Source organism: Exiguobacterium sp. s95, from assembly GCF_018618655.1.
Taxonomy (GTDB): Bacteria; Bacillota; Bacilli; order Exiguobacteriales; family Exiguobacteriaceae; genus Exiguobacterium_A; species Exiguobacterium_A oxidotolerans.
Map to the genome: position 1 here is coordinate 143,931 of NZ_JACSMM010000001.1, position 24,396 is coordinate 168,326.

General features: G+C 50.2%; 25 protein-coding genes and 1 riboswitch. Of the genes, 19 read left to right on the forward strand and 6 right to left on the reverse strand.

Annotated features, from left to right (window positions below; translation table 11 throughout):
- Window positions 1–28 precede the first annotated feature (28 nt).
- Window positions 29–131, forward strand: a riboswitch (TPP riboswitch).
- A gap of 89 nt (window positions 132–220) precedes the next feature.
- From KNP99_RS00740 to KNP99_RS00790, 11 genes are all read left to right on the forward strand, one after another.
- Entirely contained in the window at window positions 221–811 is a 591-nt protein-coding gene (locus KNP99_RS00740; protein WP_215192977.1) for a thiamine phosphate synthase, read from the forward strand.
- Window positions 808–1,812 (forward strand): NAD(P)/FAD-dependent oxidoreductase, encoded by a 1,005-nt coding sequence (locus KNP99_RS00745; protein WP_215192978.1) that lies wholly within the window; start codon window positions 808–810, stop codon window positions 1,810–1,812. Before KNP99_RS00740 ends, KNP99_RS00745 begins: the two co-directional genes overlap by 4 nt.
- Window positions 1,796–1,999, forward strand: coding sequence for a sulfur carrier protein ThiS (gene thiS / locus KNP99_RS00750; RefSeq protein ID WP_029333431.1), 204 nt, complete (start codon window positions 1,796–1,798; stop codon window positions 1,997–1,999). Before KNP99_RS00745 ends, thiS begins: the two co-directional genes overlap by 17 nt.
- Before the next feature lie 2 nt (window positions 2,000–2,001).
- Window positions 2,002–2,766: a thiazole synthase gene (locus KNP99_RS00755; protein ID WP_088836837.1), complete on the forward strand. Its 765-nt coding sequence runs from the start codon at window positions 2,002–2,004 to the stop codon at window positions 2,764–2,766.
- Entirely contained in the window at window positions 2,763–3,773 is a 1,011-nt protein-coding gene (locus KNP99_RS00760) for a ThiF family adenylyltransferase (RefSeq protein WP_215192979.1), read from the forward strand. The genes KNP99_RS00755 and KNP99_RS00760 overlap by 4 nt, the downstream gene beginning before the upstream one ends.
- A 126-nt stretch (window positions 3,774–3,899) precedes the next feature.
- Window positions 3,900–4,262: a hypothetical protein gene (locus KNP99_RS00765; protein WP_215192980.1), complete on the forward strand. Its 363-nt coding sequence runs from the start codon at window positions 3,900–3,902 to the stop codon at window positions 4,260–4,262.
- A 179-nt stretch (window positions 4,263–4,441) separates the two neighbouring features.
- Window positions 4,442–5,563, forward strand: coding sequence for an exonuclease SbcCD subunit D (locus KNP99_RS00770; protein ID WP_214767539.1), 1,122 nt, complete (start codon window positions 4,442–4,444; stop codon window positions 5,561–5,563).
- Window positions 5,545–8,556, forward strand: coding sequence for an AAA family ATPase (locus tag KNP99_RS00775; protein ID WP_215192981.1), 3,012 nt, complete (start codon window positions 5,545–5,547; stop codon window positions 8,554–8,556). Before KNP99_RS00770 ends, KNP99_RS00775 begins: the two co-directional genes overlap by 19 nt.
- 12 nt (window positions 8,557–8,568) lie before the next feature.
- Window positions 8,569–9,360 carry an AAC(3) family N-acetyltransferase gene (locus KNP99_RS00780; protein ID WP_214769631.1) on the forward strand — a complete coding sequence of 264 codons (792 nt, stop codon included), beginning with the start codon at window positions 8,569–8,571 and terminating at the stop codon, window positions 9,358–9,360.
- 59 nt (window positions 9,361–9,419) lie between these two features.
- A complete protein-coding gene (locus tag KNP99_RS00785) occupies window positions 9,420–10,157 on the forward strand; it encodes a Bax inhibitor-1/YccA family protein (RefSeq protein ID WP_088836843.1) in 738 nt (245 codons plus the stop codon).
- A gap of 590 nt (window positions 10,158–10,747) precedes the next feature.
- Window positions 10,748–10,963 carry a hypothetical protein gene (locus KNP99_RS00790; protein ID WP_214767553.1) on the forward strand — a complete coding sequence of 72 codons (216 nt, stop codon included), beginning with the start codon at window positions 10,748–10,750 and terminating at the stop codon, window positions 10,961–10,963.
- Between the two features lie 102 nt (window positions 10,964–11,065).
- On the opposite strand, the gene KNP99_RS00795 is transcribed toward KNP99_RS00790, so the two are convergent.
- Window positions 11,066–11,371, reverse strand: a complete 306-nt coding sequence (locus tag KNP99_RS00795; RefSeq protein WP_215193044.1) for a hypothetical protein — start codon at window positions 11,369–11,371, stop codon at window positions 11,066–11,068.
- Window positions 11,372–11,503: 132 nt separating this feature from the next.
- Here KNP99_RS00795 and KNP99_RS00800 point away from each other — a divergent pair, with 132 nt between their 5' ends.
- The 4 genes from KNP99_RS00800 to KNP99_RS00815 all read left to right on the forward strand — a co-directional run bounded on the left by KNP99_RS00800 (window position 11,504) and on the right by KNP99_RS00815 (window position 14,214).
- Entirely contained in the window at window positions 11,504–12,238 is a 735-nt protein-coding gene (locus tag KNP99_RS00800) for a nuclease-related domain-containing protein (protein ID WP_215192982.1), read from the forward strand.
- A 40-nt stretch (window positions 12,239–12,278) separates the two neighbouring features.
- A complete protein-coding gene (locus tag KNP99_RS00805) occupies window positions 12,279–12,587 on the forward strand; it encodes a hypothetical protein (protein WP_214767559.1) in 309 nt (102 codons plus the stop codon).
- 104 nt (window positions 12,588–12,691) lie between these two features.
- Window positions 12,692–13,114, forward strand: coding sequence for a MarR family winged helix-turn-helix transcriptional regulator (locus KNP99_RS00810; protein WP_215115174.1), 423 nt, complete (start codon window positions 12,692–12,694; stop codon window positions 13,112–13,114).
- A gap of 71 nt (window positions 13,115–13,185) precedes the next feature.
- A complete protein-coding gene (locus KNP99_RS00815) occupies window positions 13,186–14,214 on the forward strand; it encodes a YhgE/Pip domain-containing protein (protein ID WP_215192983.1) in 1,029 nt (342 codons plus the stop codon).
- Between the two features lie 43 nt (window positions 14,215–14,257).
- Here KNP99_RS00815 and KNP99_RS00820 read toward each other — a convergent pair whose 3' ends face one another.
- Window positions 14,258–14,899 (reverse strand): SDR family oxidoreductase, encoded by a 642-nt coding sequence (locus KNP99_RS00820; protein ID WP_215192984.1) that lies wholly within the window; start codon window positions 14,897–14,899, stop codon window positions 14,258–14,260.
- A gap of 208 nt (window positions 14,900–15,107) precedes the next feature.
- On the opposite strand from KNP99_RS00820, the gene KNP99_RS00825 reads away from it, so the two are divergent.
- The 3 genes from KNP99_RS00825 (at window position 15,108) to KNP99_RS00835 (ending at window position 17,736) form a co-directional block, all read left to right on the forward strand.
- Window positions 15,108–15,929, forward strand: coding sequence for a transporter substrate-binding domain-containing protein (locus KNP99_RS00825; protein ID WP_214769609.1), 822 nt, complete (start codon window positions 15,108–15,110; stop codon window positions 15,927–15,929).
- A 114-nt stretch (window positions 15,930–16,043) separates the two neighbouring features.
- Window positions 16,044–16,967, forward strand: coding sequence for an ATP-binding cassette domain-containing protein (locus tag KNP99_RS00830; protein ID WP_251133043.1), 924 nt, complete (start codon window positions 16,044–16,046; stop codon window positions 16,965–16,967).
- A gap of 1 nt (window position 16,968) precedes the next feature.
- Window positions 16,969–17,736, forward strand: coding sequence for an ABC transporter permease (locus tag KNP99_RS00835; protein WP_214769606.1), 768 nt, complete (start codon window positions 16,969–16,971; stop codon window positions 17,734–17,736).
- 51 nt (window positions 17,737–17,787) lie between these two features.
- Here the strand turns inward: KNP99_RS00835 and KNP99_RS00840 are convergent, their stop codons facing one another.
- The 4 genes from KNP99_RS00840 to KNP99_RS00855 all read right to left on the reverse strand — a co-directional run bounded on the left by KNP99_RS00840 (window position 17,788) and on the right by KNP99_RS00855 (window position 21,433).
- Entirely contained in the window at window positions 17,788–18,663 is an 876-nt protein-coding gene (locus KNP99_RS00840; protein ID WP_214845495.1) for a hypothetical protein, read from the reverse strand.
- 55 nt (window positions 18,664–18,718) lie between these two features.
- Entirely contained in the window at window positions 18,719–19,312 is a 594-nt protein-coding gene (gene uptA / locus KNP99_RS00845) for an undecaprenyl phosphate transporter UptA (RefSeq protein ID WP_214804871.1), read from the reverse strand.
- Between the two features lie 104 nt (window positions 19,313–19,416).
- Window positions 19,417–20,739, reverse strand: a complete 1,323-nt coding sequence (locus tag KNP99_RS00850) for a Na+/H+ antiporter family protein (protein ID WP_029333456.1) — start codon at window positions 20,737–20,739, stop codon at window positions 19,417–19,419.
- Between the two features lie 142 nt (window positions 20,740–20,881).
- Window positions 20,882–21,433: a beta-class carbonic anhydrase gene (locus KNP99_RS00855; protein WP_159172645.1), complete on the reverse strand. Its 552-nt coding sequence runs from the start codon at window positions 21,431–21,433 to the stop codon at window positions 20,882–20,884.
- Between the two features lie 332 nt (window positions 21,434–21,765).
- Here KNP99_RS00855 and adhE point away from each other — a divergent pair, with 332 nt between their 5' ends.
- Window positions 21,766–24,360: a bifunctional acetaldehyde-CoA/alcohol dehydrogenase gene (adhE, locus tag KNP99_RS00860; protein WP_215192985.1), complete on the forward strand. Its 2,595-nt coding sequence runs from the start codon at window positions 21,766–21,768 to the stop codon at window positions 24,358–24,360.
- Window positions 24,361–24,396 lie beyond the last annotated feature (36 nt).

Genomic DNA, 24,396 nt, shown 5'->3' on the forward strand with positions numbered 1-24,396 from the left:
CTACGAATGAACCAACCAACACTAAATAGTTCTACACTAGGGGAGTCTCGCAGCAGACTGAGACGGAAATATCCGGACCCTTTGAACCTGATCTAGTTCGTACTAGCGGAGGGAAGTGGCTTCTGATTATCATCCTGTCTCAGGTCTTACCTGGACATTTTTCGGACCACTCCATCATGTTCATGGGGTGGTCCTTTTTGTGTAGCAAGGAGGAGAAGGTATGCGTCCGAAGTTACATATTGTGACGACCGGGACAAAAGAGCTGACACATCTTCTAGAAGTCTTGCCGGCTGTTGTGCCTTATGCCGACATGATTCATATCCGGGAACCGGGTTGGTCGGCGGACCGACTCGTCCAATTGATCGAGGCGCTAGTATGCGCCGGTGTTCCACGTGAAAAACTAATCGTCCATGACCGGCTTGATGTCGCCCTCGTAACGAAGGCAAGTGTCCAGTTGACATCACGCAGTATTCCCGTCGCTGTCGTGCGGCGTCAATTCAGCGAGCTACAGATCGGCCGATCAATTCACTCCTTGACGGAAGCGCTTGAGACGGGCAGCGACTTCGTCATGTATGGTCATGTCTTTGCGACGGCGTCAAAACAGGACGTCGCCCCGCGCGGACTAGCGGCACTCGCGCAAATCGTCACGTTTTCAAAAGTCCCCGTCATCGCGATTGGCGGGATTCAGCCGGAGAATGTCGCGGGTGTCCTCGCGACCGGCGTTGCTGGCATCGCTGTGATGTCAGGGATTCTCGGTCAGGCAAATCCGGTCGAAGCAGTCCTAGCGTATCGCGAGGTGCTTGATCAATGAAAGCAACAGAGACGTTAATCGTCGGCGCAGGCGTAATCGGTTTGACACTCGCCTACGAATTGCTCAAACGAGGACAAGCGGTACGCGTGCTTGAGCAAAGCCGGTGTGGCGAAGGAACGACGCGAGCGGCAGCCGGCATGCTTGCGACGGATCATGAACTGATCCCTGCCTTACATCAACTGGCGGCAGCGAGTCGACAGCTTTATCCCGACCTCGTCCGTGAGCTGTTTAATGAGACCGGCATTGATAGTGGCTATAAAGAAAATCCCTTTCGGTTGATTCGGGGCCATGAGGAAATTCAATTTGCATCCGTCGGTCAAATCGATCCCGTCCAGTTGACGCGTTCGCTCCGTCACGCGATTAAAGTCCGCGGAGGTGTGATTGAAGAACAGACAACGGTCACGGGACTGCTCCGGGCAGGGGCGACCGTCGTCGGCGTTGCGACGAGTAACGGTAAGCGCGAAGCCAGTAACGTCGTGGTCGCAAGCGGTCGGGGATCAGAAGCGTTACTCGCGACGAGTGGTGTCGAGATCGCGACGGTACCGGTCAAAGGCGAATGCCTCGCCGTCCGGCTTCCGGGGCATGTCTTGACCGAGACGTTGTTTAGCGACGACGTGTACCTCGTCCCGAAGTTTGACGGACGGATCATCATCGGGGCGACGGAACGGATCGGTGACGAGACGACAGGGGTCAGCGTCAGCGGGATTGAACATCTCCTGCAGGCGGCGGCGCGACTGTTCCCGGCAATCAGAGAAGCGGAAATCGTGGACATCTGGTCCGGGATTCGTCCACAAACAGCGGACGGATTGCCTTATCTCGGGCAGGTCCCGGGAGTCGGGCACCTATTCGTCGCGACCGGCCATCATCGGCACGGGATATTACTCGCCCCGATCACGGCGTCCGTCCTGGCAGACGAGGTAACGGGAATCACGCCGAAATATGAGCTTCGTCCGTTTTCATTACATGAATCGAGGAGGAACACGAATGCAACTCACTATTAATGGTCAACCGTATACGCTTGACGGATCGATTTCGACAATCGACGGATTGATTCATCATCTCAATTTGACGGAAAAAATGGTCATCATCGAACAGAATCGACAGATTGTCGAGCGGACAGCATACCAAAACACACCCATTCAAACAGGCGATTCTTTTGAAATCGTCCACTTCGTAGGAGGCGGTTAATCATGTTAACGATTGGTCAAACGACATTTCAGTCGCGGTTATTACTCGGAACGGGCAAATACCCCGACGTGACGACACAGCAGCAAGCAGTCGAGGCATCGGGAGCAGACATCCTGACCTTTTCCGTGCGCCGGATGGATATCTTCGAAGCGAGTCAACCGAACTTTTTAGAGGCGCTTGATTTGAGTCAGTATCATTTATTACCGAACACGGCGGGGGCGAAGACAGCGGAAGAAGCGGTTCGGCTGGCAAAACTCGCCCGCGCGTCCGGACTGTGCGACATGGTCAAAGTCGAAGTCATCGGCTGTGATAAAACGCTGTTACCGGACCCGATCGAAACGTTGCGGGCATCGGAAGAATTATTAAAAGAAGGATTCACCGTCTTACCGTATACGTCAGACGATCTGTTGTTGGCACGAAGACTGGAAGAACTCGGGTGTCACGCCATCATGCCTGCCGCGTCCCCAATCGGATCCGGACAAGGAATCCTTAATCCACTGGCCTTAAGCTTCATCATCGAACAGATGACGGTCCCGGTCATCGTCGACGCAGGAATCGGTTCACCGACCGATGTCGCCTATGCAATGGAACTCGGCGCAGACGCCGTCTTACTTAATTCGGCTGTCGCCCATGCGAAAGACCCGGTCAAGATGGCGCGAGCGATGAAGCTTGCCGTCGAAGCGGGACGACTTGGCTTTGAAGCGGGACGGATTGAAAAGAAACGGTACGCGACGGCGAGTAGTCCCGAGACAGGGATGAGTCGATGACGGATCGTTATTCACGGCAAACCCGGTTTCGTCCGATCGGTCAGGCGGGACAGGATGAGCTGACAAAAAAACATGTTCTCCTCATCGGTATGGGGGCACTCGGAACGGCAAGTGCCGAACAACTCGTCCGGGCCGGAATCGGCAAGCTGACGATCGTCGACCGCGATTACGTCGAGTGGAGTAATCTCCAGCGGCAGCACCTTTACACGGAGGACGATGCCGCGCAGCATGTCCCGAAAGCGATCGCGGCGGAGCGCCGCTTAAATGCCATCAATCAGGAAGTCGAGATTATAGCCCATGTCACCGATGTCACGCGTTACGAATTACCGCAATTGATCTCAGGTGTCGATTTGATTCTTGACGCAACCGATCACTTCGACATCCGGATGCTGATCAATGATGTGGCAGCGCAACACAAAATTCCGTGGATTTACGGCGGGTGCGTCGGGAGTTACGGCATGACCTATACGGTCCTCCCGGACGAGACCCCGTGCCTGCATTGTTTGCTCGAACATTTACCGCGCGGGCAAGCGACGTGCGAAACGGCGGGGGTGATTGGTCCGGCGATTCAACTCGTCGCCGCGTATCAAGTCGCGGAAGCCTTGAAGCTCCTCGTCGGTGCGACGGACGCGTTACGGCGGGAATTGCTCGCGTTCGACGTCTGGACGAATGAACAGAGCCGGATCAATGTCGCGTCTTTGAAGAAGGCATCATGCCCGTCCTGCGGCGAGAACCGGACCTATCCGTATTTGACGCACATGCCGGTGCAGTTTACAACATTGTGTGGACGCGACGCCGTCCAGGTCCGTGGAGATGAGGCGCGTGACTTAGAACGTCTTGAACAGAATCTGAGCCCGGTCGTCAGTATCGTCGCGAAAAATCCATACTTACTCAGTTTTAAGACGGAGACGCATCGATTCGTCGCCTTTCGTGACGGACGCGTCCTGATTCATGGGGAACAGGAACTCGTCCGTGCAAAACAGCTCTATCACGCCTTTTTTGGTTAAAAAGTCACAAAAAAATCAAACTAACATTCAAAATATATGTTTTAGATGTTTTGAAAAGAGGTAAATAAGACTTCAAGACACAAAATGGCGTTTTAGGTAGACTGAAAGCGAAGAGGAGTGATTAGGATGAAACAAGAATTCGATAAAGTGGTCCAATCATCGGACCAGACGAAGCGGACAGAACAGACAGCTGAACCGGTTCAGCAGGCGAATTGGAATCCAGATCGGTACCGGACGAACTTAAATCCGTTCTATCTGTCACCTTGTAGCGTCGAACGACGGGAAGATGTTGAAGCACATGCCAATCATCTGATCGAAGTTGAACCAGACGCGTCCCCTCTTACCCAAATTTTCGAACAACAACAAACAGCCCATATACCGAACAAACATCAGAGCTCAAAATTCACGACAGGAATTGTAGTCGGTGCTATCATCGGAGGATCCGTCTCCATCATCACTTCTGTCAAGCGGTTGCGGCACAAACATTAAGGAAATGAATGCATGGAATGTAAAGGATAGTAAGGTCCGGTCGCGTCCGGTCTTTACTGTCTTTTTTTTGATTATAGACGCATGCCGGTTCGAAGCATATGCGCGGACGAGAGTCGTCATTGCCGTTTCAGACGTGTTAAACTGAACTTAATATATTAGTAAAGTGAGGGTGAGGAAACATGAAATGGATTCATACAGCGGATTGGCATTTAGGAAAAATCGTCCACGGCGAATCGATGATTGAAAATCAACGGGCCGCGCTCGAAGCATTTTTAGCGTTACTCGACCGGGAACGCCCGGACGCGGTGGTCATTGCGGGCGACTTATATGATCGCGCCGTCCCACCGACCGAGGCGGTCGAACTGCTCGACGCAACACTCGCGGACATCGTCCTCGACCGCGGGATTCCGGTCATCGCGATCAGCGGTAACCACGATTCGGCGGAACGGCTCAGTTTCGCGACGACCCTTCTCGAACGGTCAGGTCTGCATCTCGCCGGTAAATTAACACCGGTGATTGAGCCGATCGAGATTAAAGGCGTCAAGTTTTATCCGGTCCCGTTCGCAGATCCGGCCATCGTCCGTTACGTCTATCAGGACGACACGATTCGGAATCATGACGAAGCGATGCGAAAAATCATCGACCCCTTAACGATTACAGGACCAAGTGTCCTCGTCGGTCATGCCTTCGTCATCGGTGGACTTGAGACCGACTCGGAGCGTCAACTGTCGGTCGGGACGGCAGGGCAAATCAGTGCCAGTACGTTTGCGCCGTTCACCTATACGGCGCTCGGTCACCTACATAACCCGCTCGCGATCCGTTCCGAGACGATCCGGTACAGTGGATCACTTTTAAAGTATTCCTTTTCGGAAGCGAGTCACGTCAAAGGCGTCGATATCTTGACGCTCAATGATGCAGGAACGTTTGATCGTCGCTTTGAACCGATTGCCGCGAAACGCGATTTACGGGAGTTGACGGGAACGCTTGCCGAATTGATGGATCCGACGTTCGTCGCGACACAATCGACGGACGACTACATCAAAATCAACTTGACGGACGCGGAAGCGTTGATTGATCCGATGGGTAAGCTGAAAAAAGTTTATCCGAACATCCTGCATCTCGAGCGGACCGGTTTTACTAGGGAGAGCACACGATCCGTCCAAGCATCGCGCGACCAGGTCAAGACGGCGACGCTAACCGATTTATTCAGTGAGTTTTATGAAGCAGTCCGGGAAAAACGACCGACGGATGCGATGCAGACCGTCTTAGAGGAGGAAGCGACATGCGGCCAGAACGATTGACCTTACGGGCGTTCGGCCCGTTCGCAGAAGAACAGACGATTGATTTCACGGCACTCGCCGGACGGACGATGTTCGTCATTTCCGGTAATACGGGAGCCGGCAAAACGACGATTTTTGATGCCTTGACGTTTGCCCTTTACGGGGAGACGTCAGGCGGCGAACGGGAGATGACGGATTTACGGAGTCATTTCGCGCGCCCTGATGTCAAAACGGAAGTCGAACTGGAATTTTTACTGAAAGGTGAACGCTATCGTGTGATTCGCCAACCGAGCCAACCGCATCCCGTCAACAAAACGGACTATGCGCACGAGGCAGAACTGGCACGGTTCGACGGGACGGCGTGGCAACCGCTCGCCGTCAAAATCCCCGAAGTCAAGCAACGGGTTCAAAGTCTGCTGCAACTCGACCATAAACAGTTTTCGCAAATTTTGCTGTTGCCGCAAAATAAATTCCGGGAGCTGTTGATGGCGGAGTCAAAAGACAAACTGCAAATCCTGAAGCAACTGTTCAAGACGGAGCAGTACGGTGAGTTCCAGCAACGCTTGCACCGGAAAGCACTCGATCTTGCTGCCGCAATCAAAGAGACAAAAACGAAACAGCTCGCAAAACTGGAGGAATTGCCGTTAGAAGTTGATTGGGTCAATCAAAATGAGACGACGATCCGGAGCGTGACGGATGAATTGTTAGCGTCGCTCGATGAAACGATCACTGCCGCCAAAACAGTCGAACAGCAGGCGCGTCAAGACGTCAATCAGGTTAGCGAACGCTTCCGCCAGGCGGAACAACTCGAACATGCCTTCGTCGAACATGAACGACTGTCGCGACTCGAGCAAGAACTCGCCGTGACGTTACCCGACATCACGCGACAAGCGAACCGGTATGAGATTGCGACACGTGCCGCGGCCATCACGGGACGATACGATGCCTTCTTGTCAGAGCAGCAGACGGTCGTCCGCCTGGAGACGGCGCAAACGCAATTGACGTCAGAACTGACGACGTTGCAAGGACGTCTTGACCAAATCACCGGTCAAGCGGAACAGTTAGCGAGTCGCGAACAAGAAATTCGTGACGGGGCCCGACGGATCGACCAAATCGAGACGGAATTGAAGCAACTGCGCGAACAGGAACACCTGCAACAAAAACAAAAAAAATTGGCGGAGGACGTCGCACGCCTGAACCCGCAAACATTGCTGACAGAGCGTGAGACCAAACGTGCCGAACGGACCCGCATCCAAGCAGAACTTGCGGCACTGGCTGACGTCTCGGACACGCAACTGACGTTACAAGAACGGCGCTTCAGTCTTCAGACTCTCGAACAAAAGCGGCTCGAGTGGCAACGGAGTGAAACGGAACGGCAACAATTGATTGAACGCGGGACCCGTGTCCGGAAAGAGAAGGAAGCGGCGGAAACGGCCTATGCGGAAGGACGGCGCAAAGAACGGATGCAACTCGCGTCCGAGCTTGCTGAACATCTGCACGACGGGGAAGCGTGTCCCGTTTGCGGGAGCCGTGAGCACCCGGAACCAGCGGTGAAGACACAGCTGGATGACGTCGAAGCGTTGCATCAGCTGTATTTAAAAGCGCAGACGGCCCACCAGGAATTACAGGCGACGTACCGGACAATCGTCGAACGGAAACGACAACTCGAGCACGATATCGCAACACTCGGGCAAGAACAGACGCTGCCGACGGAACTCGATCTGATTCGGACGGAAATCAACCGCCTCGTCGCAGCAGAAGCAGAACAAAAACAGCAACAAGATAAAAAACGTCAGCTCGAACAACGCTTGCGGACGCTCGAAACAGAACTTGAGACACTGACGAGTCAAATCGATCAGCAGCTCGCGGCACAAGGGAAACTCGAACTTGAGCTTGCCCGACTTGATGCATTGCTGACGAAAGCAGGCGAGCCGTCAGCGTCGAAAGGGGTTCTCGAACAGGAACAACAGACATTGCAGGCGAAACAGACACAATATGAAACCGACCGGGCGATGGTCGATCAACAAAAAAATCAACTCAATCGGGAAGTCGCAGAACGACAGGGACGCCTTCAACACATTACCGAAGAGGCGACGACACATGTTGCAGCGCGGACGCAAGCGAAGGCTGACTTGGAACAGGCCCTGTCGGAAGAGCATTTTGAGACGTTAGAACAATTCGAACAGGCGCGATTGTCCCGGCAGGAGATGCAACAACTCGCAGCGATGCTTGAAGCGGATCGTGTCAAGCGCCAGGAAGTCGCGACAGGACTCGAACGCTTGAAACAACAAATCAATGCCGCGGCACGTCCGGATCTCGCGCATTTACGGACGCTTGTCGAAACAGCGGAAGGACGCTTGGCGGAAGCAACAGACCAACGTGTCGGTGCCGAGAAGGAACACATCCATGTCAAACAGCTGATCGATGCCTGGGCGACGCTCCAACAAACGATTGAAGCCGAGGACGCCCGGTACGGGATCATCGGGGAGCTGGCACGGGTTGGAGTCGGTGAAAATGCGCAACGGATGACGTTCGAAACCTACGTCCAGACGGCGTACTTCGATGAGATTCTCCAGGCGGCGAACCGCCATTTGACGGAGATGACGTCAGGTCGCTTCCAGCTCGAGCGGAAGACGGAAGCCGGTAAAGGCTTGAAGAAGTATGGCCTCGACCTGAATGTTTTTGATGCTTATACGTCACAGACACGGCATGTCAAAACATTGTCCGGTGGCGAAAGCTTTAAAGCGTCGCTTGCGCTCGCGCTTGGTCTGTCGGAAGTCGTCCAAGAAGCGAGTGGCGGCGTTTCCCTTGAAACGATGTTCATCGATGAAGGATTCGGGACACTCGACCCCGAGTCGCTCGAACAAGCGATCGAGACGTTACTGTCGATTCAAGCGAGCGGACGGATGGTCGGGATCATCAGCCACGTCCAGGAGCTGAAGTCACGGGTCGATGCTAAAATTGAAGTCACGCAAGGAAAAACAGGCTCGACGATACAGCTTGTCGTTGAATAAGGAGTGAGACGGATGGAAGTCAATCAAATGGTAACGAAGTCGGATTTAATCCGCGACCTGAAACAGCTCGGGGTCGAACCAGGGATGAAAGTGTTCGTGCACAGTGCGATGAAACAGATCGGCTGGGTTCCGGGCGGGGCGCAAGCGGTCATCGAAGCTGTCCAGGAAGTCGTCACCGAGACGGGCTTGATCATGATGGCGACACAAAGTACCGATAACTCGGACCCGAAAAACTGGAGTCGTCCTGCCGTACCGGAGGAATGGTGGGAGACGGTCCGTCAAGAAATGCCGGCGTATGATAAACGGAAGACGCCGACGCGGAGCGTCGGCAAAGTGCCGGAATTGTTCCGGACATTTCCGGATGTCGAGCGCAGCGACCACCCGATGTGGTCGGTCGCAGCCTGGGGCAAAGGAGCAGCAGAGTTCGTTGCTGACCATACGCTCGAGAACGGATTCGGTCCCGGATCACCGATTGAACGGTTCATCGAGGCGGACGGTCACATTCTGCATATCGGCTCACCGTGGGATGCGACGACGGTCTGGCATTATGCCGAGTATGGGATTGAGCGTCCGGACATCGAGAGCGGGTGTAAAATCAAGCGAGGCGATGACGAAGAGTTCGTTCACTACTGGCACCGCTTGATTGATAGCGACCCATTCGGTCCAATTGGTGAAGGGTTCACGGACGAACCGTTCGTGACGAGCGGAAAAATCGGTCGTGCGACGTCGCACCTCGTCTCTGCCAAAGAATCGATTCCCGTCGTCATGTTCCAGCTGAGTGCTTTAAATAGCTGGTTAAGCTGAAACTTTTTCGGGAACGATTCTTAATAAGACACAGAGAAATTAAAAGGAGTGAACGCAAGATGGCATCACGATTTAAAGTTAACCCAGCGCTGCGCCGAGGTTTTGAGACGGCACGGGCTGGCGAACGGTCGATGACGAAAAGTGGGACGATGAGTAAGATTTTCTTAATGCTCGCCCTCGTCACGGCAGCTGCCGGAGGAACGTGGTTCTTTTTAGCCGCGAATCCGCAATTTTTATTCCCGGCTTTGATTGGCGGGATCGTCCTCGGACTGATCCTTGCTCTCGTCATCACCTTTAAACCGGCTACGGCACCTGTCCTGTCGCCGGTCTATGCGCTGGTCGAAGGGGTCGCAGTCGGAGCGATTTCCTTGATGTTCGAAAGCATGTACCCAGGCATTGTCGGAAAAGCCGTCGTCGCGACGTTCGTCGTATCGTTCGCGATGTGGTTCGTCTATACGACCGGCATGATTAAAGTGACACAACGGTTCCGTTCCGCTGTCACGGCAGCAATCCTCTCGATTCTCGTCTTGTACGGTGTCAATTTCCTGCTCGCCTTGTTCGGTGTCGACCTCCCGTTCATGACAGGCAGCTCGCCGCTCGCGATCGGGATTCAGTTTGTCATCGTCATTGTCGCCTCGCTGTCACTCGTGATGGACTTCGATTTCATCTCGCGTCAAGTCGAGGCACGGGCACCGAAGTCGATGGAATGGGTCGCCGCGTTCGGTTTAATCGTGACGATCATCTGGCTGTATATCGAGTTACTCGATTTATTGTATCGTTTAGCCGCGCGTGACTAAAACCTGTTTAACGCATCGTTTCCGTTTTGACGGGGACGGTGTTTTTTTATGAAAAGTTGCTGGGCAAATGCTTTTTTCTTCCCGTGCTTTCCTCGGGCGAGGCGCAAGGCGGCAGGGTTGATCCATAAATTATCCCCAGATAAATCCTTGAAACGGATGTTTCCGCCATCCTCGCTTTCCATGGGCGGAAGGTAAGCTGCGGCATCCCGCATTTCATGCTCGCATGCCGGGTCTTACCTATTCCTGACAGAAGCGCGAACCGCGCTTCTTTTTCCCATAGGAGTCGAGGATGGACGCTTCAATCGAATAGCCGATGAGCTCACTTTTCACAAGGAGCAAAACGAGCTGCTTTGGATCTTGTTAGGGAATAAGACACGCGCAATTACAAGTTTAAAAAGATTCGTCCTGATTTAACGCAAACATTCATAAGCTTATAAGAATGGTTGGGGTTTGACATATAAGGAAGTCTATCATTTGCTTGAAAAGAATCAATCGTGTTGTCATTTTTGGATATTTTTGTAACAATGGATAGGTTGAAGAAAGTAATCGCTCATGCGTTTGACTGACAGATCGAAGAAGGGAAGAATGACATGGATTTAATCTTCATGATGAAGGAACGGCTCGGTCTGTTTGCATTTTTATTCGGATTCCTACTCCTGAACGCCCTGCTCCTCGTGGCAATTTGGAAAGTAAAAGTTCAGCTGCCAAAACCGTTGTTGGTTCTGTTGACGATGTGTTGTACGTTTTTCATCTTTGCGACGATTGGTTTCATCGTCAGCACGTTATCATTTGGATATAATTCATAATGATGTTTAAATTATGACAATAATTGAAGTAAAGCAAATAATTTATCCACCGAATTAAACAGGCAAACTTTCCACTCACTTAGGGAAGGTTTGCCTGTCTTTTTAGTTTGATGAATCAAAATGAAGAGAATCGACATACTGCTTAGCTTCGAGTAATGAATAACCAAGTTGATTTCGGACTAGTTTAACAGCTTCCACCATCTGATCCTCTTGAAGAAGGTGTTTAACTTGATGTTGGAGTTTAACCTCATCCGCATCTACTTCCGGCATTCCAAGGTGAATTTGAATACGTTTAATTTCCTTCGTTAATTGCTGTTGCTGGATCCGTTGCTTGGCTAGTTGTTGTGAAATTGATTGCCAGATGATGGCAAGAAACAAGACGGGCAACCATGTGAATAAAGCATCCATCAATGCATCCACCTCCTTTTGTTCACCGTAGCATAGACTGTACCATGTAACAAATAGTGGAAAAGTCATAAGAATACGTTTATTCTTAATAAGTGGTAAATAAAGGTTTTTTAGGTGAAAGGAATGAAAAAAGTGGAAAAAATCATTGTATCGTTAATTCCGTTGTTAGTCCTCATAGGTGGTGTCATGTTCGTTGGTTTCGTCGTGACGCTCTCAAGTCTGTATTACTTACGGCGCCGCTCATTTGAACGAAGTACATATAAGCAAGTAACACAAGAACGATTCCTCAAAGCGGTCCGTGACAAAGGGCTGTGGGGCGAGTATTTGACGACACGCCAACTAGAAAAGATCGACGGATACGGAAAGTTTGTCATCAATACATATGTACCAAAAGCACGGGGGAAAGGCCTGACGGAAATCGACGTCACGTTCATTCATGAGAGCGGGATTTACGTCCTCGAATCGAAAAACTACAGCGGCTGGATTTTCGGGAAAGAAGCAGACCGTCAGTGGACACAGATGTTCAAGAATCGCTTTAAACAGCGATTTTACAATCCAATCAAACAAAATGAACAGCACCTGAAGAGTCTTCAAAAGTTTTTGTCTGAAACGGTTGAGGCAGATGTTTTTAAATCACTGATCGTCTTCAGTGAACGGTGCGAACTGAAGAAAATCACGGTCGATTCGAGCCATGTCCATGTCATCAAGCGGAATGAGTTACGCCGGACCATCAATAAACTGGCGACGGTTAATCGTTTGACACGAGCACAAGTCGATAACGTTTACGAGGAGCTCAAGCAACGGTCTCAAGTCGATCAAATGATTAAAGACGCGCATATCGAATCGATAAAATCGTTTACGTCGTAAAAAATCAAGTGAGACACGTTAATGAAAAGGGAGTGAGAGCATGGCTATTCATCAAGAACCTATCGATTATATTGACATCGATGCACCTCAACATAGTCGAGATGCGTACTATCGGATAATTTATGGTGATGTCGACTGGGAAGAAAACGGGGATTTTAAACGGGCCATTTATGTTTTGATGGGATATGGTAAAAAATTAGCTTATCGGAGAGTTGCTCACATTTTGACGACGCCAAATACACCACACGATCTTTCGGACTTAGAAAAAGTGTTAACTGCAATGGAACGGTTGAAAAATCGAAATTCAACATACAATGATAAAGCAAAAACTGCAGACAAACCGGAATGATTGTTTAATTTTAATTTCATTGACAACTCCTCTTCCTGACCAGTATAGTGAGTAAGTCGAAATAATAAGTAGTGCAACTATTTATCGGAAAGAAGGGGAAGCATGTGAAGGAAGTCGATTGGTCGCTTGGCATGCAGCTGTCGCGCAGCTATCATTCATTTAAACGGGCGGCGACGAAGCGGATGGACGTGCACGGTCTGACACCGGAACAACTCTCTGTCTTAAGTGAATTGCATAAGCAAGAAGGTGTTTCCCAAAAACAGTTAGCGCTCGTGACGGAACGGGATCAAACGACAGTTGGGAAGATTCTTGATAAGCTTGTCAAAAAAGGGTTCGTCATGCGAACGTCTGATCCGAGAGATCGCCGTGCGTTCATTCTTTTGACAACAAAAGAGGGTGTCCACGTGCTTGAATTGCTTGAACCGACGCTTGATGCGTTGCAAGAGCAAGCGTTTCATGGACTGACAAAAGCGGAGATTGAACAGTTCATTCGGACGCTTGAAACCATTCACAAAAATGTGACGTGAGTGGTTTTCTTTTTTGGTTTAATAGTTGCACATGCTATTATAAGCAATGCACATAAAAAGGGGATACAAAAATGAAGACAATGAAAGACGTATTTGCAATCACACAAACGAAAGTCGGGCTCATGTTCGCCCTCGTCGTACCGGTTCTCTTCCTCGTCATCTGGATGACAGGGTACCAGGGTGCGACGGAACGACTGGATCAATTACGCGTCGCGGTCGTAGCGGATCAAGGCTCGGCAAATTTCTATCAACAGTTTAAAGCTGAAAGTCCATTTACCGTCTTGCAAGTCAATTCAACAGAAGCTGGACTGAAGCAACTTGACCAGGGGGATGTCGAAATGGTCCTCGTCGCGGATTTGACGAATGAACAGCGCTTGACGTTCCACGTCAATCAGGCCAATGCAGAGTTTGCTAATGGAATCTTGAAACAGGGAGCGGGACAAATCGTCAATCAACTGAATGGAGACGTCCCGTTCACATCCGATATCATCATCGAACATCACGTGTCAGAATTCTCGACGTCGATGTTACCGATCATCCTTGGCTTCGTCATTTACATCGCTGTCATGACGATGGGGATTCAGTTTAATCTCGTCACACAAATTCTTCAGAAGCAACATCAAAAGTGGTCGCTCTTTTGGAGTAAACAATTGTTGCATGGCATCGTTCTTGTCGTCGTTCCACTCGTCATGGTGACGATTGCCTTCTTGTTCTCGGATAGTGCAGCATCCTTTTTAAAAGTCTGGGGATTCCAAGTCTTATTAACAGCAGCCTGTATCAGTGTCACGCAAATGAACTTTGCGATATTTGGACCAATCGCACCGCTCGTCAACGTCGCGTTGATTCCGTTCCAGTTGATGACGGCAGGAAATATCGTGCCACCATCGATGCTCGCACCGTTCTATCAGTCGCTCGGTCAGTTTCTTCCCGTCCCGAATGCAGTCGCAGGACTGACACGATTAATTTACTTTGATGGAGATATCTCGCAGTATGCCTTTAACCTGGTAATGATCTTAATTGTGACGTTAGGCGTTACGTTGATTGTAACGGCAATCCGTCGCGAACAAGCACACATCGTTGAAGTGAAACAAGCGTCATGAAAAAACGAGCGACCTCCGGAATCGGGGTCGCTCGTTTTTTGTTTTATGCAAATACGTCAGCGATGGGTGTATCGCCTTCGAGGAGTGTAATCGTTTGACGGGATACCGCTTCTTGTCCGATTGAAGCAACGATGACGGTTGCGACATCTTCGCGGGCAATCGATTTTGTCTCCGCATCAGATGGATCAGTCGTGACGGCACCTGTTCCGGCGTCGTCCGATAAACCGCCGGGACGCAAAATCGTATAGTTGAGTTTGCTGTCACGTAACAACCGGTCGGCATAGTGTTTTGCGACATAATACGGTTTCATGCTGTCAGACCAAGTTTCCGGCGAGTCGGCGTTCAAGGCACTGACCATGATGAATTGTTTCGCTTCTTGTTGCTCTGCTGCCGCGATTGATTTAGCGGCACCGTCTAAGTCAATCAACATCGTCTTATCGGCACCGGTGTGTCCGCCGGATCCCGCTGTGAAGATGACGACGTCGCTATCTCCGAGTGCGTCCTGGATCGATGCCATGTTCTGCTCGAGATCAAGCAGGACAGGAGTCAGTCCGAGTGCTTCAAAGTCAGAAAACTGGTCAGGTGACCGCAGACCGACACGGACTTCATGAGTTGAGTCACTCAATTGTTTGGCGACGTGCCGTCCTACTTTCCCGTTCGCTCCGATAATGAATACTTTACTCATCTTACATTCCTCCATTTCGCTAATTGATTCTTTTTTATTATGGAAGAACGGTAAGCCGGAATGCAATCGAGAGGGCTTGGCACAACGCATCGAATGGAACCGATTTGACGAAATAATCAAAAAAAATCTTGGATAACATAACGCAATATGATACTGTTTTGAGTATTACACAGAAAAAAGCGTCAGACAGAGAGAGGAAGCGAGCAGAGTGAATAAAAGAGGATTAGCACTTGGAGGAAGTCTGTTGCTTTCTGGTCTATTGGCAGCAACACGATTAAAAGATGTCACCGGTTCGTTCAGTGTCGGGAAACAAAACGTCTTCACGACGAAAAAGATCGTCGTCGGAACGACCGGAGATTATAAACCGTTTACGTACTTGAACCGTCAGACGAATCAATATGAAGGGTTCGATATCGACGTCATCCGCTCGTTTGCCGAGAAAGCCGGATTGGAAGTCGAATTCGTCCCGACGACATGGGGGACGCTGACACGTGACTTACGTGCCGGGAAATTCCATATGGTCGTTGGCGGCGTCACGAAGAACATCGAACGGGAGATCGTCGGCGACTTCACGAAAAGCTATCTATCGTTTCAAAAGACACCTCTTGTCCGCGCTTCCGATCTCGATGTATTGACGTCAATCGAAACAATCAATCGTCCCGATGTGACAATCGGCCTGAATCCGGGCGGCACAAATGAACAGTTTGTCCGGCAGACGTTCGATCAGGCGCATATCGTTATGTATGCGGATAATTTGGCGATTCCGGCGGCAGTCGCGACGGGAGAAGTGGATGTCATGATCACGGATACCGTCGAAGCGATTTATTACGCATCGCTTGATGTCCGGTTAGGTGCCCCGAAAATTAAGGAAAAATGGATTCCGGCCGAAAAAAGTTATCTCATTCAAGATCGGCAAACGGAAGTCCTGGATGTCATGAATCTTTGGATGAATTCCTATGAAGGAAAACAACGGATTGCGCAATTAAAAGACAAGTGGTGTGTCGCTTCGGTCGCACACGACGTGGTATAACGAATCAAAACAACGGGCAAATCCATTTGGGGTTTGCCCGTTGTTGTGCAAACAAGGAAAAGGGGGTAAAGGTAATGAAGCAACGTAAAGATGGTCTTAGTGCAGAAAGGACGGATGACCGTGATTGAAGTAGAGCAGTTGACGAAGGAGTACAACGGGAAAAAAGTAGTCGACCAGATATCGTTTCACGTAAAAAAAGGAGAGATTTTTGCTTTTCTTGGACCGAACGGTGCCGGCAAGTCGACGACGGTTCAAATGCTGACGACGTTGATTGCCGTCTCGTCCGGTCACGCGACGATTAATCAATACGACATCGAACGCGATCAAAAAAACGTCCGGCTCCAGATCGGCGTCGCTCTGCAGGAAACTGGTATCGATAATGATTTGACGGGGCAGGAGTTGCTCGTACTGCAAGGTAAATTGTTTGGTTTTTCCGAAGAGAAAGCAGTCGAACGAGCCCATGAATTATTGGAGCTTGTTGGTTTAGCAGCAGATGGCAAACGCCGGTCCGGTACGTATTCCGGCGGGATGAAGCGGCGGCTCGACTTGGCACTGACGCTCGTTCACCAACCGACCGTCCTGTTTCTCGATGAACCGACGACGGGTCTTGATCCGGCAAGCCGGTTACAGATTTGGACGGAAGTCCGGCGCTTGAATGAAGAATACGGGACGACGATTTTCTTGACGACACAATACTTGGAAGAAGCGGATCAGCTGGCGGACCGGATCGCGATCATCAATGACGGTAAGTTGATCGCCGAAGGAACAGCGGCAGAACTGAAAGCGATGAACGGAGCTGAACGAATTGAAGTTGTCCTTGAAGACGAATCCGCCAGTGAAGCGTTTCGAGCGGCATTTTCGGGACGGATTGAAAAAGAGACCGTTCTCCTGCCGTCGGATGGAACAGAGACGCTCAAACAAGTCGTCCGCTATTTGGATGACCATCAGCTGACAGCACGATCGCTTGCCGTCAAACAGCCGTCACTCGATGATGTTTTCATTCAGTTGACCGGTCAAGCGTATAAGGAGGACAAGTGACATGTGGCGGGAAACCTTGATTTTGACAAAACGCAGTTTACTCGTGACGTTACGGAATCCGTTCTCATTCATCCCGAATTTAATCATCAGCGTCTTTTTCCTGCTCGTCTATACGAGCGGATTATCCGGCATCTCGAGTCTGCCCCAGTTCGGCGGCGTTGATTACTTGAACTTCATCTTGCCGGTCTCAATCGTCTCTGGTGCAGTCGGCGGGGCAGGGGGTGCCGGGCAGGCGCTCGTCAAAGATATCGAGAGCGGTTACTTCGCACGTTTGCTGTTGACGCCGGTTTCGCGGACAGCCATCGTCCTTGGACCGATGCTTGCCGGGATGTTACAGTTGTTCGTCCAGACGTTGTTAATCTTCAGCATGGGCTTTTTACTCGGATTATCGATTCCAGCCGGAGCCGCCGGATTTTTCTTGACGATCATCCTTGCGCTCGGCTTCGGACTCGCCTTTGCCGGCTATTCGGTCGGAGTCGCCTTGAAAACACGCAATGCACAGGCGGCGCAAGCCGGAACATTGTTGTTCTTCCCGTTGATTTTCCTATCGACGACATTCGTCCCGAAAGAATTGATTGAGGCGGAATGGTTAAAGATTGCTGCGACGGTCAACCCGACGACCTACATCATGGAAGGGATGCGGGCCGTTTTGCTACGTGAGACGATTGACTGGAGTGTCTATACGCAAGGGGTGCTTGTCGCGGCTGTTCTCAGTCTTGCGATGGTTGTGTTTGCGGCACTCAACGCGCGGGGAGCACTCAAAAAATAATGAAAAACACCTCGAATTCGAACAAAAAAAACTGTTCGAATTCGAGGTGTTTTATACTGTTCTGAAACTTAAATCATTTAATTTTCCTGTATAAAGACGTGTATCTGTCGTCAACACAATTTGATTCTTTCGCATCTTGATGGTTCCGGACAAGCGTTCATCCTGCTCCGACATGAAGGACATACGTCCTTGCTCGACATACCGTTTTCCTTGTTGCTGTAAGACGTGGGTCTGCGTATTATCCGTCGAGACGAGATAGTCCTTATAAATAGCAAAATCTGTGAACGGCCGTTTCGGTGCGTGGAACGCCTGACTCGTTCCTCCTTGCAGTTGAACGATCCGGTAGTCGGAGTAATAAAAGAACCAGACATCATTCGCAGACGAGACGTTCATTGCATAACAGTCATCGATGGGATAGTCGCGATTTTTAAAGACGACTTTCCCCTGGTCGTTAAAAGCGACGAGGCCGAACGACCCAACTGAATTGGTCGCGGCGTCAGCAAAGACGCCTTCATCGAAATAACTGACCCAAATGTGGTCACGCTCATCGACTTGGACATTTTGAATTCCGTCGTCTAGACAATAACTGTTAATCAGATGGCCGACTTGATCGTAAATAAAAGCATTTGGTAACCATGATCCGTCGACATCGTCATCACAACGCGAGGCGACGAGCAGGATCCGTCCGTCGGAAAACGATTCGACATAACTGAATTCAACGTCTTCCTGGGCGATGATGATCGTATTGCGCCACTGGTCATGAATCCGATGGACATGCAAGAAAGGACGGTGCCGTTTTTCATCGTAGATTTGTTCGACGAGTAGAATATGACCGGCAATCGTCAGTCCCGTCGCGATATGCGTTCCACGGATATGTGAGGCAGTGACACGATCCAGATGCATGGTTACGGTTTTTGATGTCTCCAATAGAAATCACTCCTTTTAAAAAAAGCCTGTCGCAGTAGGACAGGCTGTAAACGGATTACGTCGTACGTTGGCGTTTCTTGAGGGCGACGTACAAGACGATCATGACGACCGCTGCGATTAAGATGCCGTTCGTATAGGGAGCGGCGACGCCTTTAATCGAGCGCCAGTTCGTTCCGAGTGTCTCACCGAGATAGAGAAATAAAATCGACCACGGGATGATTGCGAGAATCGTGTAGATTGAGAACTTTGTTTGATCCATTTTGGCGAGACCTGCCGGAATGGAAATCGCATGGCGGACGACGGGGATGAACCGTGCCCCGAAGATGACACCTTGTCCGTATTTGACGAACCAACGTTCCGCGAGATCAAGATGGTGTTCCGTAATCAATACATATTTTCCGTACTTCAAGATGAGGGGACGACCGCCGTAGCGGGCGAACCAGTACAAAAACAATTGCGAGAACAATCCACCGATGACGGCGGCGACGATAGCGAGTGGCCAGCCGATCGTCCCTTGAGAAATCATGAACCCACCATAGGATAAGACGATCTCACTCGGGATGATTTCAATCATCAAGCCAAGCGCGATTCCGAAATAACCTAAGTCGGCTAAATATAGTAAGACGGTATTGACGACGCTAGATAACACGTTCCACACTCCTTTAATTGCACTTCATCCCTTCATTTTAGAGAAGTCCACGCAAAATGGAAAGAAAAAAATCATCCCGTCGTTAAAACGAGATGATTTCTTCATTAAAGAATGACGGCAGCGATTGTACCGAAAATCAGTAATGGTAAGTTGTAGTGTAAAAATGTCGGAATGACCGTTTCACGCATGTGATCGTGTTGTCCGTCAGCATTCAATCCGCTCGTCGGTCCGAGTGTCGAATCACTTGCCGGACTACCGGCGTCACCGAGTGCACCGGCTGTACCGATGATGGCAATCGTCGCCTCGAGACTGAATCCATACTGGATGCAAAGCGGGACGAAAATGGCGGCGATGACCGGAATCGTCGAGAAACTTGAACCGATTCCGACCGTGACGAGAAGTCCGATCGATAACATGACGAAGGCAGCGACGAGCTGCGAATCCCCCATTAACGATTTTGAGTTTTCAACGAGTGGTTCGATATCACCTGTCTCACGTAAAACGTTTGAGAAGCCATTCGCTGAAATCATGACGAATCCGATGAACGACATCATCCGCATACCGCGTGTGATGACATCGTCTGCTTCGCTGAAGCGGACGAGTCGTAACACGAGGAAGAGCAGGAGGCCGGTCGTCGCGGCGATGATCATCGATTCCGTCGTCAATTGGACGACGAGCGTCGCGATGACGACAATTGAACTCAGTAATAATTTGGATTTCGTGACGACAGGAATCTCGTAATCGTCCGGTGCGATGTTCCGCATCTCATATTCACGCGGTTTCCGGTAATTGTATAAACCGAGTAACAATCCGAACAACATCCCGAGCGCCGGAATCGCCATCGCTTTGATGACTGATGCGCCAGCGGTGTCCATCCCGTTTTCTTGTAAGTTCGGTAACAGAATCTGATTGAGATAGATATCACCGAAACCGATTGGTAAAAACATATACGGTGTGACGAGACCAAACGTCATGATGATGGCCATCCGGCGCCGGTCAATTTTCAAATCATTAAACAGACCGAGTAACGGCGGGATGATGATCGGAATGAAGGCGATGTGAATCGGCAAGACGTTTTGTGAACTGATTGCGAGTAATAAAATCGCGAACATGATGAACCCTTTTAACTTCTTGACCGACGTCGCATCGGCACTTCCTTTTGAGCGAGCAATCAAGCTATGTGCGAGGGCGTCCGGCAAACCTGTTTTCGACAGGGCGACGGCGAACGCACCAAGCAAGGCATAACTGAGGGCAATTTCTGCGCCGGCTCCAAGACCGCCTGAGAAACTTTCGATCGTTTTCGTTAAACCAAGACCGCCGAGTAAACCACCGGCGAGAGCGCTGATGACCATCGCGAGGACGATGTGGACACGGAAGATGGCTAAGACAAATAAAAGGATAACGGCTAAAACAACAGCATTGAACATAACTATAAAACCACGCTTTCTTTTGGTATCACTGTACTATACTAAAGTATCATACAGACCGTTCTTTTTGCTGTCAAGAAAAAAACATAAAAAGGCACGACCGGTGTCGGTCGTACCTTCTTTCTACTATATAAGGACAAGTTTAGCAATCGACGCGGTCGAGTTTCCCTGTCCCGGGGTCGATGACGAGTCCATGGACGTTCGTGCCCGGTGGTAACAATGGATGGTTTTTAATCAGACCGACGGAATGGCCGACGTTTTCTTCGACTGACGTGAATCCGCGTAACCATTGCTTCAAGTCAACGCCGGAGGCTTCGAGTGTCTGCAAGACTTGCGGATTGATGCCACGTCCTTCCATCTCGGCAATCATGTTTGCCGGATCGATCGTACTCATGCCGCAGTCGTGGTGACCGATGACGATGACTTCTTCTGCACCGAGTGCGTACAAGGCGACGAGGATCGAGCGCATGACGGAACCGAATGGGTGTGACAGAACGGCCCCTGCATTTTTAATGATCTTCGCATCGCCGTTTTTTAGACCGAGCGCGTGCGGGAGGAGTTCCGTCAAGCGGGCATCCATACACGTTAAGATCACGACCTTTTTATCGGGGAATTTATCCGAGATGAATTGTTCGTATTGTTTTTCTTCGACGAATTGTTCGTTGAACGCAAGCATTTGGTTGACGATTGTCATGAAACTTCCTCCTTCAAAACAAATAAATATGTATCTTTTAATAGATTACACGATGTTTCGTCCGTCAGACAAGCAAAGAAAACAGGTCCTGTGAGAAAAGTCACAGGCGAGGGATTCAAAAAGGATGCCTTGTCCGACAACACCTTTTGAGAATGAGAACGTTTTCAATGATGTGAAATAGTTCACAGGATGGTCATGCACAAATCATCAAAAAGGCGGTATGATTGATTTGTGAAGGAAAGCACAAACTATTGAATATCAGCTTGGCATTCCTAACATCTAGTAAGGAAATGCAGACTCAGATTCGTTCCAAAATAGGGAGGAAACCAAACATGGCTGTCAAAGAAAAAATCAAACAAGACGTATCACCTGTCGAACAAACAATCAATAAAATCGTCGCAAAAGGTCAAACCGCATTACAAGAATTATTAACATTTGATCAAGAGAAAATCGATACGATCGTCCGTGACATGGCGCTTGCCGGTCTCGAACGTCACGTTGAACTGGCACGACTCGCCGTAGAAGAAACAGGACGTGGTGTCTTTGAAGATAAAATGATTAAAAATATGTTTGCGACAGAATATATCTATAACAGTCTCCGTGAAGAAAAAACGGTCGGCATCTTAGAAGAAGATGTTCAAAACGGACTAACATATATCGCAGAACCGGTCGGTGTCGTCTGTGGCGTCACACCTGTGACGAATCCGACATCAACGACGATGTTCAAAGCGTTGATCGCGATTAAAACACGAAACCCGATCATCTTCGCCTTCCACCCGTCAGCGCAAAACTGCTCACTCGAAGCAGCGAAAACATTACGTGATGCTGCCGTCAAAGCGGGCGCACCGCGTGACTGTATCCAGTGGGTCGAACAACCGTCACTCGAAGCAACAAAAGTCTTGATGAACCACACGGATATCGCGATGGTCCTTGCGACCGGCGGAGCCGGCATGGTCAAATCAGCCTATTCAACAGGAAAACCGGCACTCGGTGTCGGACCAGGGAACGTCCCGTGTTACATCGAAAAAACAGCGAAAATCAAACGTGCCGTCAGTGACCTTGTCCTCTCCAAAACGTTTGATAACGGCATGATTTGTGCATCGGAGCAAGCGGTCATCATCGATCAGGAAATCTACGCGGAAGTCCGGGCGGAGATGGAAGCACTCGGTTGCTACTTCTGTACAGCAGATGAGAAAAAACGTCTCGAAGCGCTCGTCATCAAAACCGATACATGTGCCGTCAATGCTGACATCGTCGGGAAACCGGCAACATGGATCGCAGCAAAAGCCGGCATCGACGTCCCGAGCAACACCGTCATGCTCGTCGCAGAACTTGAAAAAGTCGGCTCAGAAGAACCACTCTCACACGAAAAACTAAGCCCTGTCCTTGGTGCGTATAGCGTCCAGTCAACGGAAGATGCGTTCCATGTCGCTGAACGGATGCTTGAAATCGGTGGCCTCGGTCATACGGCAGTCATCCACACGACGAATGACGACTTGATGACGACATTCGGAATGCGGATGAAAGCCTGCCGGATTCTCGTCAACAGCCCGTCAGCACACGGTGGGATTGGTGATCTGTATAACGAATTGACACCATCACTGACACTCGGTTGCGGCTCTTACGGGAAAAACTCCGTCTCTGAAAACGTAACGGCGAAACATCTACTCAATGTCAAGAAGGTGGCGAGACGACGCGTGAACATGCAGTGGTTCAAAGTACCGGAAAAGATTTTCTTTGAAAAAAATTCAGTCCAATACTTGAAATCGATTCAAGATGTCTCACGTGCGTTGATCGTCACCGATCAAGCGATGGTCGAGTTCGGCTACGCGGATAAAGTCATCCGCAACTTACCGGCAGGCGTCAGCTACCGGATCTTCGACCAAGTCGAACCGGATCCATCGGTTGCAACGGTTCAGACAGGAGCGCAAGCGATGCGCGACTTCAAACCGGACTTGATCATCGCCCTCGGTGGCGGATCAGCGATGGATGCAGCGAAAGGCATGTGGCTCTTCTACGAGCAACCGAACGAAACGTTCTCGAACTTACGTCAAAAGTTCCTCGATATCCGGAAACGGGCCTATAAATTCCCGGCGCTCGGTAACAAAGCGAAGTTCGTCGCGATTCCGACGACGTCCGGAACAGGATCTGAAGTCACACCGTTTACCGTCATCACGGACAAAGAGAAAAACGTCAAGTATCCGATTGCTGACTATGCATTAACACCAGACGTCGCAATCATCGATCCGGAATTCGTCATGACGGTCCCGGCATCAATCACGGCTGACACCGGAATGGACGTCTTGACACATGCGACAGAAGCCTTCGTCTCCGTCCTCGCGAACGACTATACGGACGGACTGGCGCTAAAAGCGATCAAGATGATCTTCGACTACTTGCCACGCGCTTATGCGAATGGTGACGATGCCGAAGCACGCGAAAAAGTTCACAATGCGTCAACGATGGCCGGAATGGCGTTTGCCAATGCCTTCCTCGGGATTAACCATTCGATCGCACACAAAATCGGTGGGGAGTTCCACACGCCACACGGTCGGACGAATGCAATTCTGATGCCACACGTCATCCGCTACAATGCAGCGAAACCGACGAAACTTGCTTCGTTCCCGAAATATGAATCATTCATCGCTGATGAACGGTACGCAGAAATCGCCCGTTATCTCGGACTACCGGCAGCGACGACGGAACAAGGTGTCGAATCATTAATCCAAGCGATCACAGAACTCGGACAACAGTTGAACATCAAAATGTCGTTCAAAGCCCAAGGCATCAAAAAAGCCGACTTTGAAGCAAAACTCGATAAGATGGCAGTCGATGCATTCGAGGATCAATGTACGACAGCGAATCCGAAAATGCCGCTCGTGACGGAACTTCGGAACATCATGGAACTTGCCTACGAAGGCGTATAACAGAGAAATAAATCATGGCAATCAAAAGAGCCTTGC